Source organism: Marinobacter sp. ATCH36 (assembly GCF_023555055.1).
Lineage (GTDB): Bacteria > Pseudomonadota > Gammaproteobacteria > Pseudomonadales > Oleiphilaceae > Marinobacter.
The window spans coordinates 1-17,071 of record NZ_JAMJPL010000001.1 but is presented as its reverse complement, the minus strand read 5'-3'; the positions used below and the strand labels follow the sequence as shown (position 1 = coordinate 17,071).

Below are 17,071 nucleotides of genomic sequence, written 5' to 3'. Positions count from 1 at the left end.
TTAAATCCCGTATTCGCGCTCAACCTTCGCGATCCGCACCCGAAAACTGGAATACCATTGCTCATGGCCGAGCTGCTGGGCTTCCCGGTGCTCGGCGTTCTGCTTCCAATTGCGGATGGCTTCCAGGCTTTCCCAGTAGGATACTGTAATGCCCAAACCCTCCCGGGCGGATTCCATGCCCAGATAGCCGGGTTGCTGGGCTGCTAGTTCCGCCATTCGGGCGGCCATTTCGGCGTAGCCGTTGTCGCCGTCAGTGCGATGGCTGCTGAAAATGACGGCGTAATAGGGAGCTTTGGGGGTGTTAGCGATGTCTGACATAGATCACTCTGGGTGAAGTACATTGAAATGAGGTCGTGCCCAAGACAGTGATTCAATCCACTGCTGCCTGGATATTACCATGACGCATGCCGGCCAGTGCCAACAGCCCCGCAGTGACAGCTTAGCTTTCCATGGCCGCAAACGCTTCTGCGATGGTTATCGGAGCCGTAGGGCGGGCATACATCGACTTCAGGTATTCCCGCAACCTTGGTGCATTGTCGAGCATCTTCTCTTCGTTCGCCCAGTCCAGCGTATACGCTGCATTGAAGTCAGCCACGCTGAGCCCTTCGCCAACAATGAACTCGCGTTCCGCCATGTGTCGTTCGAGCACCGCCACCATCTCCTTGCCGTCCTGCATCGCGAGTTCAATATCCTGAGGCAACCGCTTCTCTTCCGGGTAAAGGAACGTGTGACGCGCAATACGCCACAGGGGTTGTTCCAACTCAGTCACCAGGAAGAAAATCCAGCGGTACATCTGGGCTCTGTCCGCCATCGCCTCCGGGATAAAACCCGCTTGGGGATGTTTCTCGGCGAGGTAAAGCTGGATCGCGGCCGATTCGGTTACCACGAGGCTGCCGTCGACCAATACCGGCACTTTGGCGGCGGGGTTGAGAGAAAGAAAGTCTTGCCGATGTTGCTCTCCTTGCAGGAGATCCATGGGGTATAGTTCGTACTCCAGGCCCAGTTCATTGAGCAACCAGATAACTCGCAGGGCTCGGGTTGGGGGTGTTCCGTACAGTTTCAGCATTTTCCGCTCCTCCGGTGTGCAGACACCGTTTGTTCGATGAGTTCCTTATCCAGTCGCACGGGAGCACGCGAAATCGACATCGCATTAAAAATCGCTGTTTGAGTTGTGATTGAGGGAAGGGGTCACTTGCGGGCGACAAGAAAAATGGACCCCTTATCCAGCCGCCACTCATGGTCGATACTGAAACCGGCACTGGTCAGCATCGACACCAGCGACTCCGGGGTAATCCCGCCCTGTAAACGCTCTCAGTCCGTATGCAGCTCCCGAATGGCCTGTGCAAACAGGCCGGCAACCGGAATGGTGGTAACCCGGCCCTGGGCCTCCGGTTCCTGCTGGGGTGTCACGCTGTCTGTAATGAAAAGCTGATCAATAGCCCCCGCACTGTAAAGTTGCTCTGCACCCGGACCGAACAGAGCGTGGGTGATCACCCCGAAAACCTTAGTGGCACCCTTTTCCCTGCAGGCCTTGGCGGCGCGCAGCAGGGTGGTGCCGCTGGCGACCATATCATCGACGATGATGGCAACCTTGCCCGTCATATCCCCAACCACGGCATCGCCGGTTACCTTGCCGTCTCTGCGGTGCTTTTCCAGGAACGCGGTGGGTGGCTGTTCGCCGGCGGCATCCGCCCAGGCGTCCCGGAACCGGTCCACACGTTTTGTGCCACCGGCGTCGGGGGAAACGATTACCACCGGCTCTTTACCCACACGGTCTTTGAGTGCATTGAGGAATAGGTCATGGGCTTCCAGGTGCACCGTCTGGCAGCGGAAGGCGTTGTCGAACGCACCCTGGTTGTGAACTTCCAGTGCCACCATGCAGTCCACCCCCATGGCTTCGAACAGTTGCGCCACGTAGCGTGTGGTGACCGGGTCCTGGTTTTTGCCACGGCGATCCTTACGAGCATAGGCCAGATACGGCAGCAACGCGGTGACGCGCTTCGCACCGGCATCTTTTGCCGTGGCGACAAAAAACAGCAGGCGCATCAGCTTGTCGTTCACGCTCGACGTTCCTTCGCCAAACAGGGAGAGGAGAATGTAGACGTCCCGGCTCCGTAAACTGTCCAGTGGCCGGGATTTGTGTTCGCCATCGTCAAAGTTGCGGTCTTCATTGGCAGCCAGGCAAATACCAAGCTGCGAGGCCACGGCGTGACCAAACGCCCGGCTACCTTCCAGTGCAAACAGAACCGGCTCACTGCTCATATTATTTCCTTGATGGTATCTGTTGCGGCTCAGAAAACTGCTGCTCCGTCCGCATCTGTCCTTCCATAATAGGCACACCTTGAACAGTCAACAAAGAGCCGGGTGATGAAACGCCTTAATCAACACAGGAAGGACGAACTAAACCCCTGACCTGGGGCCTCCGGTCCTTTGTAAGCAAGGTTTTGCTTGGGGCAAATACGCTTCGCCCCAGCCACCGCCATAAGTCTCGGGCATCCTGCCCCCTGCTAGGCATTGGCCTGCTCGGAACCACAGAACTCCTGAGAGCGGGGATCATTGTGGTATGTCTCAAAAGCGGCAGTATTACCATCACCGAAATCGCGAAGAATAGACCTTTTCGTCACCATCCCCATTGTACAAGCTCACTTCCTTACGGCCAGCAAAGGTGATGTGGCTAAAGCCGCAAAAACCAATAACCTCTCCTTGGCCGGTGGAATTGTTATGGCCTATTCGCCGATTCCAGTTCCTCGATAATGGGAATATCCCGGAAAGGCTCCTGGAAGTAGGGTATCGACTCCAGAGCTTTCCTCATGGTTTCCGGCAACTGAAAGTATCGCTCTTTGAGAGCCCAGGTCTCTTTCCCGTACATCAGCGGCTTGACGCTGGATATTAAATCCTCGACTTCAGCGTAAGCGGTAGATGCTTCCAGCATGCCAATGGTGTAAGCCAGTTCAGTCAGGTGCGGTTTTTGGCACTCCTCCGACATCGCCGCGTTCCGGGTAATAAGAAAGACGCGCACGTCTTCATACTCATACTGCCTGAGCAATTGAAAGATCTCTGGACTGGGCATGGCTTTATTGGCAGCTATTTCATCACACCTGACGATCGCCGCTTCCAATTGCTTGATATCTGACTGGATGTACCGCTGTGCATCAGAATCGCCTCCTCCGGCCTGGCACGCTGCTGCCAGCAAGCCCAAGCAAAGTAGGATGGCAGACTTACGGATTCTCATGGCTGACACCCCGCTTCCACTGCACGCCAGAATTGAGTCTGTTCGTAGGATAGGCCGGCGCGCAGGCGCTGCATCTGGGAGATGGTCACAATTCTCATTTTGACCATCGGTGAAATGTGGGTCATTGCTTCTGCAAACTGAGCCCAGTCCATGGAGTGGATGTTGTACGCAGCCTGCGCGGAATTATTGCCAAGGAAGATCGTTGTCAGCACACCCGCCGGCAACATGATTTCCAGCATGTTTCCATTACGCTGGGCTTTTCGGATCGCTTCAATAGCTTCCAGATCTTCATAATCCAGCCGAAGTCCGGAAATAGTTGGACATTCCATTTGTCCTAGTCTCCTTTCCTTGAGTTCCTAGAGGACACCAGATACTAACCTAAAGCCAGAATCGGCTCAAAAGCAGTATGTCGCCACGAACGGTGCGGACTGCTAATCGCTGAGAACGGGACCAAAATCTGCGAGTGAAAATGAATATATCCCACTTTGTACTTGTGGCGGCCTTGTGGCTGGGAGGCCCAGACCGAACTGGAACTACTGTTTAGATTGAAACAACCTCCCCCGATAGAGCTTCGATCTCTAGACCAACGGTTTCAAGCCGAATCTGGCTCGGTTCACCCGACCAACTACTGATCCGCCCGACATTGAGAACATTTCTCCCGGCATTTTCAATGTGACGAACGATCCCCGCCTCGTAACGACACCTGAGTATCTTGTCGGCCTGTTTATCGCCGGTTCTGGGAACCTCCGCGAAAAAGAGACACATCTCATCAACAAACTCGTTGTTAAATTTGTCGCGATCAATGTGGGCAAAACGAGGAATCATTCCGTCGCCCGGTCGGTGCATTAAAATGCTCTGGTTGTCACGAAGCCCCTCCAGGCAGTGAGCCTGATAGTTACCTCTTAGGCAATCCCTGAGGTGTGACTTATGCCTCGATGCTATGTCCACAGCCTCGCCTACATAGTAGGCTCGATAGCGTGAATCTTTGATGTGGACGCACCAAATATAAAAACCGTTCACCCAGGCTTTGGAGTGACCGAAAATTGAATTATCCCCTCGAAAACTGAACGGGCCATGAACTTCCACCGTATCTATCCGCTTCTCCATATCAAGTGCTCTGATAGGCTTTGTTCGCCCTCACTACTGTCTGCTTTTTGCGACAGAAAATAATTCTGTCTCGGTTTTGTTTAAATCGGAACTGTTCCGAAAATCGGAAGCGTTTACATATCTCATGTTTGTTCGTCTCTATTTTTGAGTTTATTCGTAACGCTGGCTTCTTTTTTGGCTTAATCACTGAAATCACTCGACGTCAGCAAAAACTTAAATCTTATTTTGAGTTTTCGTGAAAACGAGAAAATAAGTCACCAAAGTTGGCTGGCTCTATCTCCGTTATATTACTCCCGTGCCGAACATAGTATTTGTCATCGTAAACCGCTGGCGAGTCGCCCGATTCAATCTTAAGTATGATGACGCTTTTGCCAAAGTATCGGACCGTGGTGATATTCCTGGAGATATTATCTTTATCACGCTGAGCAAGCGGTTCTTTATCAATAAATTGAACTAGTTTCGTGAAATATTTGTCAATGTCATTGTGGTACCGATTGGCTTCTCCATCCACGCCTGTAACATAGAATGATGAATACTTTATAGGTTCGGAGCCATAGGTCTCTTTATGAATTTCTGACGATTCCTTCGAGTCGGACACTCCTAAAATACAATATCCGGTTGATCTTGGGAAAGTGTTTGCCATTGCAGTTAGAGTTTTTATTATTTTTGAGAATGTTCTTCTGTTTATTGAGTTTGAATTTTCTTTTAAATCATGTAGCCCAATTTTGAAATCATAAAGATTCTGCTCAGTCGAAGACTGCATAAGAATGTTTTCAAATCGCGTTATCCACTGATTTCGAGCCGGATCATTTGATTTTGGCCGTCCAAAACAATTCCTTATGACGCCATACAAAGCGTCGACCTGAGTTTGCTTTTCTTTAGCTGACCAGTTCCCACCGCCTGCTGACAGTTTTATGGTCTTGTCACCCGCCCCATCCAAGTGCTGAATAAGCATTTTTTCGTCAACTATCTCACATCCATCGTCAATAAGAAGTGAATAGATAGCCAAGTACACTATTTGAAAGTATCTTGATATCTTGGCTTGTTGGTTCCTAAATAAAAGAGAGTTAAAAGATTTTCCTGAGTTACCAACGACTCTTATAAGTTCATCAAGAACAAATTGAACATTTGTTAAGACCACATCTTCATTGATTTTCTGTATCTGCATTTCCAGTGTGGATGAGAGACTGGACTCACTATCGCCATTCGTGGATTCCTTGAAGCCATATAGTTGGTCCAAGATGTCTGAACTTGATCGAATACCTTTATCCATTGCGACCCAAGCGACGATGTCAGCAATTACTTCTTCATCTTGAGATTGTCTAAGTGCTTCTTTTGTTATTATGCTATTTTTAACCCAAAATATTTCTTCTACTGGGATTCCATAATTTAAATTTTTATTTGTAATGCTTATATTTTTCATTGCACTTAAATTCAAAGTGTCTGATGCGCTGGAGTCTCCGCGAATATTGCTAGATATTTTTCTCACAATCGATGCAAATTTACTTGTGGTTCCTGCTTGGCGGAGCTCTTGCTTTGAAAGTTTTCTGCCGCCGGAATTTAATCGTCTAAAGACTTCATCAACATGACTGTTGCCCGTTTCTTGAAAAATAGAAAGCGGTACCTGATATCTGACGATGCTGGCACATTTACTTCGGTCAAGCACTGGTTGTTTTTGGGTAAGTTTATTTTGATCTTTCAATAATTTTGTGTCGGCCATAGTATCAAGATCGAAATAGCTACCTTCGAGGTCGAATTCCTGACCAATGAAAGACATAATTGCATTCATTCGTTGCATTCCGTCGATGATCTCAAGCCTCCTTCCAAGATCGGTGCCAACTTCAGCGAGAAGGATCAACGGGACCGGATAGTCTTTTGCAATTGAATCCAAAAAAGATCGCTTTTCTTCTACGGTCCATATGAGTTTTCTCTGATATCGTCTGTTTACCAGAAAAGTTCCTGAAAGATATGATCCGTAAAGGCTTTGAATGCTTTCGCCTTTGATCGATAGGCCGGTCGTAGATTTCTCCATTATAATACCTCAGTAACGTTTTCATTTGAGAGCTAACGGCGATTCGATAGCTTTTAAGTTGGTGAAAAAATTTATCGATTGTTTGTTCTAATATTTTTGAATCCGCAAACAGTTAATTAATCTATGGAGCACGAAGCTTCGCGGATTGAATACTCTATAATTCTTAATGACTAGGAGCTACGGTTAGTTTGAGATCAAAGTTATTGTTAGCGTATACGGTAAGACCAAAAAGAACAAACCCCAGCACATAGCTGGGGTTTGAGGTAGGAACGTAAAGAACGGGGGGAAGGCCTACTTCTTCAACCCCATCTCCTCAATTGAAATCTCCCGCATCTTGAACTTCTGGATCTTCCCGGTGACGGTCATCGGGAATTCATCCACGAACTTGTAGTTGCGGGGGATCTTGAAGTGAGCGATCTTGCCCTTGCAAAATTCCCTCAGTTCGTCGCCGGTCACCGGGTCGGCATCCGGGGCCAGTTTTACCCAGGCGATCAGTTCTTCGCCGTACTTGTCATCGGGGATACCGGTAACCTGTACTTCCTCGATGGCCGGGTGGGTGTAGAGGAATTCTTCGATTTCTTTCGGGTAGATGTTTTCGCCACCGCGGATGACCATGTCTTTGATACGGCCGACGATCTGAATGTAGCCTTCCTCGTCCATGGTGGCCAGGTCGCCGGTGTGCATCCAGCCGGCTTCGTCGATGGCTTCGGCGGTTTTTTCCTGGTTGTTCCAGTATCTCAGCATCACGCTGTAGCCGCGGGTGCAGAGTTCGCCGGTTTCGCCCCGTGGCAGAATGTTGCCATTGGCGGGGTCGACGATTTTGGTTTCCAGGTGCGGCTGGGTGCGGCCCACGGTGGTGACCTGCTTCTCGAACGGGTCGAGGGAGCTGGTCTGGGTGGATACCGGGCTGGTTTCGGTCATGCCGTAGGCAATCTGGACCTCCTTCATGTTCATCTTGCCGTTGACCTTTTTCATCACTTCCGCCGGGCAGATGGAGCCGGCCATGATGCCGGTGCGCAGGCTGGACAGGTCGTAGCTTTCAAATTCCGGCTCGGCCAGTTCGGCGATGAACATGGTGGGCACGCCGTACAGGGCGGTGGCTTTTTCCTGATGCACGGCCTGCAGCACGGATTTGGGCTCGAAGCCTTCGCCCGGGTAGATCATGGTGGAGCCGTGGGTGATGCAGCCCAGGTTGCCCATCACCATGCCGAAGCAGTGGTACAGGGGCACCGGTATCACCAGGCGGTCTTTCTCGGTCAGGCGCTGGCTCTCGCCCACAAAGTATCCGTTGTTGAGGATGTTGTGGTGGGTGAGGGTGGCGCCCTTGGGGTTGCCGGTGGTGCCGGAGGTGAACTGGATGTTGATGGGGTCATCAAACTGCAGCACGCTCTGGCGTTTGTCCAGTTGTTGTTGGGTCACGTCGCCAGCCAGGCTGACGAATTCGCTCCAGCTCCACATGCCGTCGTGGCTTCGCTTGTCGAGGTTGATCACACCTTCGAGTTGTTCCAGCCGCCGGGACTTTAGCTGGCCGGGTTGGCTGGTGTTCAGTTCCGGGGCCAGCTCATAGATCATCTTGCGGTAGTCGGAGGTCTTGAAGCTGTCTGCGGTTACCAGGAAGCGCATGCCGGACAGGTTGAGTGCGTATTCCAGTTCGTGCACGCCGTAGGCTGGGTTGATGTTCACCAGGATGGCACCCACCTTGGCGGTGGCGAACTGGGTGACCGTCCACTCGTAGCGGTTGGGGGACCAGATGCCCACCCGGTCACCACGCTCAACGCCGATGGCCAGGAAGGCACGGGCGGCTTCGTTGACCTTCTGCTGGAACTCTTTGTAGGTCCAGCGAATATCCTGGTGCAGGGCGACCAGGGCTTCTGTGTCCGGGTATTTCTCGGCGGTGCGGTCGAGCATTTCGCCGATGGTCATGCCCAGTAGGGGCACTTCGGAGGTACCGCTGGTGTAACTTGGGAGAGTCGTGCTCATTGTGTCTGCCTCCATTGTTTTTGTCGTCGAGGGCGAGCAGTGTCGAACCTGCTAGCGACTCTGGCTGTGATACTCGTGGTTTGGTTGCATATCGCTGGCGATGGCCACGCGATTGGACATGTTGTAAAAGCCAATCAGGTTGCTCAGGTCCCAGATGGCGCTGTCATTGAGGCCGGCGTCCCGCAGGACCTGGATGTTCTCCTCGGTGACAAGGGCTGGTGTTCGCGTGAGCAGGGATGCGAAATCGAGCATGGCACGCTGGCGTTTGTCGAGTTTGGCGGTGCGGTAGTTCATCATCATGTGTTCGCCCAGAGTGGGGTCGCCGCTCAGTACCCGTACGGCGGCGCCGTGGGCGACCAGGCAGTAGTAGCATTTGTTTTCTGATGAGACGACAACGGCGACCATTTCCCGCTCGAGTTTGCTCAGTTCGCCTTCGCCGAGCATGAGTTCGTTGTAGAGGCGGGTGAAGCCTTCGAGTTGTTTCAGATTCTGGCTGTAGGCGGTCAGTACGTTCGGGATCATGCCGAGTTTTTCCTGACAGATCTGGAAGTACTTACGGGTGTCTTCTGGCATGTCGTTGATCTCCGGGATAGGGAGATCCAGGGCTATTACGTTTTTGTTCTGGCTCATTTGCAGTTTCCTCCGAGCGCCTGGCCTACTTTGGAGCCGTTGTGGCGTTTTAACTGTCCGCTAATCCATTCGCCGGTTGCGACCAACTTGTTGAGGTCGACGCCGGTTTCGATGCCTAAACCATCAAGCAGGTATAGCACGTCTTCGGTGGCGACGTTGCCGGAGGCGCCTTTGGCGTAGGGGCATCCGCCGAGGCCGGCGACCGAGGCGTCGATAACCGACACGCCTTCTTCCAGTACGGCGTACAGGTTTGCCAGGGCCTGGCCGTAGGTGTCGTGGAAGTGCGCTGCTAAGAGTTCGACAGGCACTTCGGCAGTGACCGCTTCGAGCATGCGTTTGGCTTTCAGCGGTGTGCCTACGCCGATGGTGTCGCCCAGGGAGATTTCGTAGCAGCCCATGTCGTAGAGGGCCTTTGCGACTTTGGCGACCTGTTCGGGGGCGATGTCGCCTTCGTAGGGGCAGCCCAGTACCGTGGACACATAGCCGCGTACCGGGATGTTGTGTTGTTTGGCCGCTTCCATCACTGGCAGGAAGCGCTCCAGGCTTTCGGCGATGGAGCAGTTGATGTTTTTCTGGCTAAACGACTCGGACGCGGCACCGAAGACGGCGACTTCGTCTGCACCGGCCGCCAGGGCGTTTTCGAAGCCCTTGAGGTTGGGGGTGAGTACGGAGTAGCGCACGCCGGGTTTGCGGTTGATGCGGGCCATTACTTCGGCTGCGTCGCCCATTTGTGGCACCCATTTCGGGGACACGAAGCTGGCGGATTCGATGTGGTTGAGGCCGCAGTCGGCAAGCCGGTCGATCAGGCCGGTTTTGATGCGGGTTTTGATGACCGGGCCGGGCTCGTTCTGCAGGCCGTCCCGGGGGCTCATTTCAACCAGTCGTACTTGTTGGGGAAAGGCCATCAGCCTGCCTCCTCTTCCGCGTCTGCGGTCACTTCAATGGCAATCAGCTCGGCGCCTTCGGAGACCTGGTCGCCTTCGGCGAAGAAGATGTCGGTGACCACGCCGTCGGCCGGGGCCTTGATGGCGTGTTCCATTTTCATGGCTTCCATGATCACCAGGCTCTGGCCGGCGGTCACCCTGTCGCCTACCTTTGCCTGTACCGCCACGATGGCGCCGTTCATGGGGGCAGCGAGGCTGCCGTCACCGGCCATTTCTTCAAAGCCATAGGTTTCACGATAAACGGTGCACTGGAAGGTGTCACCTTCGTAGAAGAGCACCAGCTTGTCGTTGTGCAGGTTGCCGTGGATGCTGATGCGGTGGCCATTGATAACGGCTTGCAGGTAGTCGTCGTCCAGTTTGGCCGTGAGGTTGTAGACACTGCCGCCGACGAATACCTGATAGCGATCGTCGCGCTCCAGAACCTTCAGCTCATGAATTTCCTCACCCACCTGCAGTTGCAGGGGCTGGGCGTATTCGGAATTTATGCGCCAGCTGTTCTGGCGGCCGAAGGGCGACCAGGGGTCGGTGCTGATCACTTCCCGGGATTTACGCTGTTCCAGTACGAAGCCTGCGGCCAGTACCAGGGCCTTGTGGGTGTCGAGTCTGGATTTTGGAAACAGCAGCTCGCGATGGTCTTCAATGAAGCCGGTAGTCAGGTCTGCTTCGCGGAACGGCTGCGCGTCGGCCAGGGCGTGCAGGAAGCGGATGTTGGTTTTCACGCCGGCGATGCGGTAGTGCTCCAGTGCCTGGACCATGCGGTTGATGGCCTGGCCCCGGGTTTCGTCCCATACGATCAGTTTGGCGATCATCGGGTCGTAGTGAATGCTGATCTCATCGCCCTCGGTGACGCCCGTATCCACTCGCACATGCGCGCTCTCATCAGGAGTACTCAGGTAGCGCAGGTTGCCGGTGGCGGGCAGGAAGTCCTGGTCCGGGTCTTCGGCGTAGATGCGTGCCTCCAGGGCGTGGCCCCGGGTTTTCACCTGGCACTGTTCCAGTGGCAGCGGGTCGCCCCAGGCCACTTTCAGTTGCCATTCCACCAGGTCCTGGCCGGTGACCATTTCGGTAACCGGGTGCTCCACCTGCAGGCGGGTGTTCATCTCCATGAAGAAGAATGAGCCGTCCACGTCGTAGAGGAATTCCACGGTGCCTGCACCGACGTAGTTGATGGCTTGGGCGGCTTTGACCGCCGCTTCGCCCATGGCTTTGCGGGTGTCGTCACTCAGGCCCGGGGCCGGGGCTTCTTCCAGCACTTTCTGGTGGCGGCGCTGCACGGAGCAGTCGCGCTCAGCCAGGTACACGCCTTTGCCATCCTGATCACAGAACACCTGGATTTCCACGTGGCGCGGCTGGGTCAGGTAACGTTCAATGAGCATGTCGGGGTTGCCGAAGGCGTTCTTGGATTCCCGTTTGGCGGCGGCCAGGGCGTCGTCGAACTCTTCCATGCGCTCTACGACCCGCATGCCTTTACCACCACCACCGGCGACGGCTTTCAGCAATAGCGGGAAGCCGCATTTCTGGGCTTCTTTGCGCAGGGTGTCCGGGGACTGGTCGTCACCATGGTAGCCCGGCACCAGCGGTACGCCGGCTTTTTCCATGATGGATTTGGCGGCGGACTTGGAACCCATGGCGGCAATGGCCGATGAGGGCGGACCAATAAAGACAATGTTGTTGGCTTCGCAGGCTTCGGCGAACTGGGTGTTCTCAGAGAGAAAACCGTAACCCGGATGGATGGCCTGGGCGCCGCTCTGTTTTGCGACCTCGATAATTTTGTCGGCTTTCAGGTAGCTTTCCGAGCTGGGCGCCGGGCCGATGTTGAAGGCCTCGTCCGCCATGGCTACGTGCCGTGCATCGGCGTCGGCATCTGAGTAGACGGCGACGACACGAATACCCATTCGATGGGCGGTCTGTATGATCCGACAGGCGATTTCGCCGCGGTTGGCGATGAGAATTTTGCTGAACATGGTTATTCCTCCGGAATCCAGTTGGCTCTGCGCTTGTTCAGGAAGGCACTGAGCCCCTCCTGACCCTCGGCACCCACCCGGATGTCCGCGATGCGTTGTGCGGTGTCGTCGATAACGTCTTTGCCGATAACTTTTTGGCTAACGGCGAACACCAGGTCTTTGGCGGCTTTCATGGCCTCGGGGCCGTTCAAGGCAAGCTGCAGTAGCAGCTCGCCGCAGCGGCGTTCCATGGCGGCCACGTCTTCACATACCTCATGCACCAGGCCAAAGTGTTCGGCTTGCCAAGCGGTGAAGACTTCGGCGGTAATGAAGTAACGGCGGGACTGGCGTTCGCCGATGGCGCGCACGACATAAGGGCTGATGACGGCAGGGATCAGGCCGAGTTTGACTTCGCTAAGGCAGAAACTGGATTTCTCGGTAGCCAGTACGATGTCGCAACAGGCCGCCAGGCCGACGGCGCCACCGAAGGCGGCACCCTGCACCAGGCCGATGACTGGCTTGGACAGGTGATTGAGGACGTTCATCAGCCGCGCCAGTTCCCGCGAGTCGTCCAGGTTTTCCTGGCGGCTGTTGTCGGCCATGCGGCGCATCCAACCCAGGTCTGCGCCGGCGGAGAAATGTTTGCCTTCGGAGCGCAGTATTACAACATTGGTGCTGTCGTCCGCGTCCACTTCTTCCAGCGCCTTGATCAGTTGCTGGATGATGACGTCATCAAAAGCGTTGCGTTTGTCCGGGCGGTTCAGCACGACTTCGGCAACGCCGTCGCTGCGGCGTTTGAGCAGAACTGCTGATTCCTGATCGGTCATGGCGTTCTCCTCCGTCACATGCGGAACACGCCGAAGCGTGTTGGCTTGGCAGGGCGATTGAGAGTGGCGGACAGGCTCAGTGCAACCACTTCGCGAGTCTGCGCCGGGTCGATCACGCCGTCGTCCCACAGGCGGGCGCTGGCATAATAGGGATGGCCCTGATGCTCGTAGGAGTCGACGATGGGCCTCTTGAACTCGGCCTCTTCCTCGGTGCTCCAGTCCTGGCCTTTACGCTCCATGCCTTCGCGCTTGACGGTCGCCAGCACGCCGGCGGCCTGTTCGCCGCCCATCACCGAGATGCGGGCGTTGGGCCACATCCACAGGAAGTCGGGGCTGTAGGCGCGGCCGCACATGCCGTAGTTGCCGGCACCAAAGCTGCCGCCGATCAGTACGGTGATCTTGGGCACGTTGGCGCAGGCCACGGCCATCACCATCTTGGCGCCGTGCTTGGCGATGCCTTCGGCCTCGTGTTTCTGGCCCACCATGAAGCCGGTGATGTTCTGCAGGAACAGCAGCGGGATGTTGCGCTGGCAGCAGAGTTCGATGAAGTGTGCACCTTTCTGGGCGGACTCGCTGAACAGGATGCCGTTGTTGGCGATGATGCCGACCGGGTAGCCGTGGATGTGGGCAAAGCCGGTGACCAGGGTCTGGCCGTAGTAGCGTTTGAATTCGTCAAACTCGGAGCCGTCGACGGTGCGGGCAATGACGTCGCGAACGTCGAACTGTTTGCGCAGATCGGTGCCGACGATGCCGTAGATTTCTTCGGGGTTGTACAGCGGTGCCTTGGGCTTGCGGATCTCCACGTCCGTCGGTTTGCGACGGTTGAGGTTGGAAATGCAGCGCCTGGCGATTTCCAGGGCGTGGGCGTCGTTTTCGGCATAATGGTCAGCCACGCCAGAGATTTTGCAGTGTACGTCGGCGCCGCCCAGGTCTTCGGCGCTGACCACTTCACCGGTGGCGGCTTTTACCAGCGGCGGGCCGGCCAGGAAGATGGTGCCCTGATTGCGCACGATGATGGATTCGTCGGCCATGGCGGGCACGTAGGCGCCGCCGGCGGTGCACAGGCCCATCACCACCGCGATCTGGGGGATGTCGTCGGCAGACATTCTGGCCTGGTTGTAGAAGATGCGGCCGAAGTGGTCGCGGTCCGGGAAGACTTCGTCCTGTCTTGGCAGGTTGGCGCCGCCGGAGTCTACGAGGTAGATGCAGGGCAGGCGGTTCTGCAGGGCGATTTCCTGGGCGCGGAGGTGTTTTTTCACTGTCAGCGGGTAGTAGCTGCCGCCTTTTACGGTTGCGTCGTTGGCGATGATCATGCACTCAGTGCCGGAGACGCGGCCCACGCCGGCGACGACGCCAGCGGCCGGGACTTCTTCGTCGTAGACGTTGTAGGCGGCGAACTGGCCCACTTCCAGGAAGGGGGAGCCGTCGTCCAGTAGGCGGTTGATGCGCTCTCTGGGGAGGAGTTTGCCTCTTGCCAGGTGGCGTTCCTGGTAGGTGGGGCCGCCGCCCTGCTGGATGGTGGCTACTTTGTCCCGCAGGTCTGCCACGGCTTTTGCCATGGTTTCCTGGTTGGCCTGGAACTCTTCCGACCTGGGATTGATCTTGCTTTGGAGTATCGTCATAGCTTCATCGTCCGTGCCTCGGCGCTGGTGGGTGGGGCTTCCGGAACACGCCGTGAATACGTCCCTGTAGGCTCGTAAAAAACATCCGTGTTTTTTACGGTTCCGGAAGCCCCACCCACCAGCGCCTTGTCATACAAAGGTGCTGGCTTTCCGGAGTTCTGCTGCGCCAGATGTATTGTTATAAAACCGTTCTGGCGGCTGGCTTCCCGGGGCTGATTTCTATTTGTTCAGGTACAGCTCGCGACCAATAAGCATCCGGCGGATTTCGGATGTTCCGGCACCGATTTCGTACAGCTTGGCGTCTCGCAACAGGCGGCCTGTGGGGTATTCGTTGATGTAGCCGTTGCCGCCCAACAGCTGGATGGCGTCCAGGGCCAGTTTTGTGGCCATTTCCGCTGAATAGAGAATCGCGCCGGCAGCGTCTTTTCTCGTGGTGTTGCCGCGGTCGGCGGACATGGCGACCATGTAAACGTAGGACTTGGCGGTGTTCATCCAGGTGTACATGTCAGCCACTTTGCCCTGCACCAGTTCGAACTCGCCGATGGCCTGGCCGAACTGTTTGCGTTCGCGGATGTAGGGAACGACTACGTCCATGGCTGCCTGCATGATGCCCAATGGACCGCCTGAGAGGACGAGGCGCTCGTAGTCGAGGCCGCTCATCAGGACTTTGGCGCCGTTGCCGAGTCCGCCCATGATGTTTTCCTTGGGGACTTTGGCGTCTTCGAATACCAGTTCACAGGTGTTGGAGCCGCGCATGCCTAGTTTGTCGAGTTTCTGGGCCTGGCTGAATCCCGGGGTGCCGCGTTCGACGATAAAGGCGGTGATGCCACGGGGGCCGGCAGCCGGGTCGGTCTTGGCGTAGATCACGTATACGTTGGCGTCGGGGCCGTTGGTGATCCACATTTTGCTGCCGTTGAGCACGTAGTGGTCGCCGGCGTCTTTGGCGCTGAGTTTCATGGAGACGACGTCGGAACCGGCGTTGGGTTCGGACATGGCCAGGGCGCCGATGTGTTCACCGCTGATGAGCTTGGGCAGGTATTTTTCTTTCTGCTCGTCGGTGCCGTTGCGGTTGATCTGGTTAACGCACAGGTTGGAATGTGCGCCGTAGGACAGACCCACGGAGGCGGACGCACGGCTGATTTCTTCCATGGCAACCACGTGTGCCAGGTAGCCCATTCCGGAGCCGCCGTAGGCTTCATCGGCGGTAATACCCAGCAGGCCCATATCGCCGAACTTTTTCCACAGGTCGTTGGGAAACAGGTTTTCCCGGTCAATATCTTCAGCACGGGGTGCGATGTCTTTGGCGGCGAATCCGTTGATCTGCTCGCGGAGCATATCGATGGTCTCACCAAGGCCGAAGTTGAACTCTGAGTATTGTGATTTCATTGTTGGCTACCTTTTGATCTTCGCAGAGAGTTGGCTGACGAGGTAAGCGGACAGGGCTTCCGAAACCGTGCGGAGCCATGGATGGCGGAGCCGAGCGTACAGGGACGTATTTACAGCGTGTTTCGGAAGCCCTGTCCGCTTACCTTGTCATTCCCGTTATTTCTGTTCCATGGATTCAGGCTCTTCTTTCTTAGCCTTTTCCTGTTGACGCTTTTTCTTCTGAAGCTCGGCCAGGGCTTCCCGGCACCGGGCTTCAGCGGTATCCATTTCCATTTCCGCCTGAGCGATGTCGTTTTTCTGCTGCTCCAGCTGTTCCCGCTTGTTGGCCAGGGTGTTCAACATCAATAGAAGCTGCTTCTCGTTGCCGCTGAGGGTTTCGTCCCACAGGTCGAACAGCTCTTTGGTTTCCGACAGTGAGAAACCCATGCGCTTGCCTCGCAGGATCAGCTTCAGGCGCACCCGGTCTTTCGAGCTGAAGATCCGGGTCTGGCCGCGCCTGGTGGGGTGGAGCAGACCCTGATCTTCGTAGAATCTTACGCTCCGGGTCGTCACGTCGAACTCTTTGGCGAGTTCGCTGATGCTGTAGGTTTTCTTGATATCCATGGCAAGATTCCTTTTTAGACTTAGGTTAGATAAAGTTTACGTAAACGTAAAGTTTTTTAAGGTTCAATTTCGGATGGTAGTCAGAAAAAATTTTCGGCGTATGGTGGAAGTGTCAAAACCGGTCCGTTGCCCTATAGTCATGGGAACAGGATACCAATCCAGAACAACAACATCAGGAGACCTGTATGGCTTCGATCTTTGATCAGGGCCTTGAGCCCACCGATGCAAACCACGCGACCCTGACACCGCTGGATTTCCTGGTTCGTACTGCCAGCGTGTATCCGGAATACCCGGCAGTGATTCATGGCAAAACACGCCGCAACTGGCAGGAAACCTATGAACGCTGCCGTCGCCTCTCGTCTGCCCTGTCTTCGAAGGGGGTCGGCAAGGGGGATACAGTGGCGGCGATGTTACCGAATATCCCCGAGATGCTCGAATGCCATTTCGGCGTTCCCATGCTGGGCGCGGTGCTGAATGCATTGAATACGCGCCTGGACGCGAAAACCATTGCCTTTATGCTTGAGCATGGCGAGGCCAAGGTGCTGATCGCCGACCGGGAGTTTGGCGAAGTTATTAATGAAGCGGTTGGCCTGCTGGATAATCCGCCGCAGGTGATTGATGTCAACGATCCCGAACTAGTGCCCATCCAGAAACTCATAATTCATTGATTTCTGGTTAATATTATTGATCAGGCATAAAAAAATCCTCTTGGATCTGGTATGTTTTAAGCGCGAACCAAAACCACCAACCCAAGAGGATTCCGCA

General features: G+C 55.2%; 15 protein-coding genes and 1 pseudogene. 1 reads left to right on the top strand and 15 read right to left on the bottom strand.

Annotated elements, in window-relative coordinates; translation table 11 throughout:
- From M8010_RS00080 to M8010_RS00010, 15 genes are all read right to left on the bottom strand, one after another.
- Nucleotides 1-318, bottom strand: a complete 318-nt coding sequence (locus M8010_RS00080; RefSeq protein ID WP_250086612.1) for an antibiotic biosynthesis monooxygenase family protein — start codon at nt 316-318, stop codon at nt 1-3.
- 121 nt (nt 319-439) lie between these two features.
- Nucleotides 440-1,066 carry a glutathione S-transferase family protein gene (locus M8010_RS00075; RefSeq protein ID WP_250086610.1) on the bottom strand — a complete coding sequence of 209 codons (627 nt, stop codon included), beginning with the start codon at nt 1,064-1,066 and terminating at the stop codon, nt 440-442.
- A 245-nt stretch (nt 1,067-1,311) separates the two neighbouring features.
- Nucleotides 1,312-2,262, bottom strand: a complete 951-nt coding sequence (locus tag M8010_RS00070; RefSeq protein WP_250086608.1) for a ribose-phosphate diphosphokinase — start codon at nt 2,260-2,262, stop codon at nt 1,312-1,314.
- A 457-nt stretch (nt 2,263-2,719) separates the two neighbouring features.
- Entirely contained in the window at nt 2,720-3,232 is a 513-nt protein-coding gene (locus M8010_RS00065; protein WP_250086606.1) for a hypothetical protein, read from the bottom strand.
- Nucleotides 3,229-3,561 carry a hypothetical protein gene (locus M8010_RS00060; protein WP_250086603.1) on the bottom strand — a complete coding sequence of 111 codons (333 nt, stop codon included), beginning with the start codon at nt 3,559-3,561 and terminating at the stop codon, nt 3,229-3,231. The genes M8010_RS00065 and M8010_RS00060 overlap by 4 nt, the downstream gene beginning before the upstream one ends.
- Nucleotides 3,562-3,772: 211 nt before the next feature.
- On the bottom strand, nt 3,773-4,339 hold the full coding sequence (locus M8010_RS00055) for a hypothetical protein (protein ID WP_250086601.1): 567 nt from the start codon (nt 4,337-4,339) through the stop codon (nt 3,773-3,775).
- A gap of 220 nt (nt 4,340-4,559) precedes the next feature.
- Nucleotides 4,560-6,371 (bottom strand): GmrSD restriction endonuclease domain-containing protein, encoded by a 1,812-nt coding sequence (locus M8010_RS00050; RefSeq protein WP_250086599.1) that lies wholly within the window; start codon nt 6,369-6,371, stop codon nt 4,560-4,562.
- A 291-nt stretch (nt 6,372-6,662) separates the two neighbouring features.
- Complete coding sequence (locus M8010_RS00045) at nt 6,663-8,351, bottom strand: AMP-binding protein (protein WP_250086598.1); 1,689 nt, start codon at nt 8,349-8,351, stop codon at nt 6,663-6,665.
- Nucleotides 8,352-8,402: 51 nt separating this feature from the next.
- Nucleotides 8,403-8,981 (bottom strand): peroxidase-related enzyme, encoded by a 579-nt coding sequence (locus M8010_RS00040; protein WP_250086595.1) that lies wholly within the window; start codon nt 8,979-8,981, stop codon nt 8,403-8,405.
- On the bottom strand, nt 8,978-9,886 hold the full coding sequence (locus tag M8010_RS00035) for a hydroxymethylglutaryl-CoA lyase (protein ID WP_250086592.1): 909 nt from the start codon (nt 9,884-9,886) through the stop codon (nt 8,978-8,980). The genes M8010_RS00040 and M8010_RS00035 overlap by 4 nt, the downstream gene beginning before the upstream one ends.
- Entirely contained in the window at nt 9,886-11,889 is a 2,004-nt protein-coding gene (locus M8010_RS00030; protein WP_250086591.1) for an acetyl/propionyl/methylcrotonyl-CoA carboxylase subunit alpha, read from the bottom strand. The genes M8010_RS00035 and M8010_RS00030 overlap by 1 nt, the downstream gene beginning before the upstream one ends.
- 2 nt (nt 11,890-11,891) lie before the next feature.
- Nucleotides 11,892-12,695 (bottom strand): enoyl-CoA hydratase-related protein, encoded by an 804-nt coding sequence (locus M8010_RS00025; protein WP_250086588.1) that lies wholly within the window; start codon nt 12,693-12,695, stop codon nt 11,892-11,894.
- A 14-nt stretch (nt 12,696-12,709) separates the two neighbouring features.
- Nucleotides 12,710-14,317 (bottom strand): carboxyl transferase domain-containing protein, encoded by a 1,608-nt coding sequence (locus M8010_RS00020; RefSeq protein WP_250086587.1) that lies wholly within the window; start codon nt 14,315-14,317, stop codon nt 12,710-12,712.
- 219 nt (nt 14,318-14,536) lie between these two features.
- Nucleotides 14,537-15,703, bottom strand: a complete 1,167-nt coding sequence (locus M8010_RS00015; protein ID WP_250086585.1) for an isovaleryl-CoA dehydrogenase — start codon at nt 15,701-15,703, stop codon at nt 14,537-14,539.
- A gap of 156 nt (nt 15,704-15,859) precedes the next feature.
- Nucleotides 15,860-16,306 carry a MerR family transcriptional regulator gene (locus tag M8010_RS00010; RefSeq protein ID WP_284047926.1) on the bottom strand — a complete coding sequence of 149 codons (447 nt, stop codon included), beginning with the start codon at nt 16,304-16,306 and terminating at the stop codon, nt 15,860-15,862.
- 185 nt (nt 16,307-16,491) lie between these two features.
- Between M8010_RS00010 and M8010_RS00005 the strand changes: the two are divergent.
- Nucleotides 16,492-16,941: pseudogene (locus M8010_RS00005) on the top strand (AMP-binding protein); the annotation flags it as partial.
- Nucleotides 16,942-17,071: the final 130 nt, after the last annotated feature.

Bases quoted from the DNA above. Each gene is read 5' to 3' on its own strand.
- M8010_RS00080 (WP_250086612.1), bottom strand. From the start codon at position 318: ATGTCAGACATCGCTAACACCCCCAAAGCTCCCTATTACGCCGTCATT.
- M8010_RS00075 (WP_250086610.1), bottom strand. From the start codon at position 1,066: ATGCTGAAACTGTACGGAACACCCCCAACCCGAGCCCTGCGAGTTATC.
- M8010_RS00070 (WP_250086608.1), bottom strand. From the start codon at position 2,262: ATGAGCAGTGAGCCGGTTCTGTTTGCACTGGAAGGTAGCCGGGCGTTT.
- M8010_RS00065 (WP_250086606.1), bottom strand. From the start codon at position 3,232: ATGAGAATCCGTAAGTCTGCCATCCTACTTTGCTTGGGCTTGCTGGCA.
- M8010_RS00060 (WP_250086603.1), bottom strand. From the start codon at position 3,561: ATGGAATGTCCAACTATTTCCGGACTTCGGCTGGATTATGAAGATCTG.
- M8010_RS00055 (WP_250086601.1), bottom strand. From the start codon at position 4,339: ATGGAGAAGCGGATAGATACGGTGGAAGTTCATGGCCCGTTCAGTTTT.
- M8010_RS00050 (WP_250086599.1), bottom strand. From the start codon at position 6,371: ATGGAGAAATCTACGACCGGCCTATCGATCAAAGGCGAAAGCATTCAA.
- M8010_RS00045 (WP_250086598.1), bottom strand. From the start codon at position 8,351: ATGAGCACGACTCTCCCAAGTTACACCAGCGGTACCTCCGAAGTGCCC.
- M8010_RS00040 (WP_250086595.1), bottom strand. From the start codon at position 8,981: ATGAGCCAGAACAAAAACGTAATAGCCCTGGATCTCCCTATCCCGGAG.
- M8010_RS00035 (WP_250086592.1), bottom strand. From the start codon at position 9,886: ATGGCCTTTCCCCAACAAGTACGACTGGTTGAAATGAGCCCCCGGGAC.
- M8010_RS00030 (WP_250086591.1), bottom strand. From the start codon at position 11,889: ATGTTCAGCAAAATTCTCATCGCCAACCGCGGCGAAATCGCCTGTCGG.
- M8010_RS00025 (WP_250086588.1), bottom strand. From the start codon at position 12,695: ATGACCGATCAGGAATCAGCAGTTCTGCTCAAACGCCGCAGCGACGGC.
- M8010_RS00020 (WP_250086587.1), bottom strand. From the start codon at position 14,317: ATGACGATACTCCAAAGCAAGATCAATCCCAGGTCGGAAGAGTTCCAG.
- M8010_RS00015 (WP_250086585.1), bottom strand. From the start codon at position 15,703: ATGAAATCACAATACTCAGAGTTCAACTTCGGCCTTGGTGAGACCATC.
- M8010_RS00010 (WP_284047926.1), bottom strand. From the start codon at position 16,306: ATGGATATCAAGAAAACCTACAGCATCAGCGAACTCGCCAAAGAGTTC.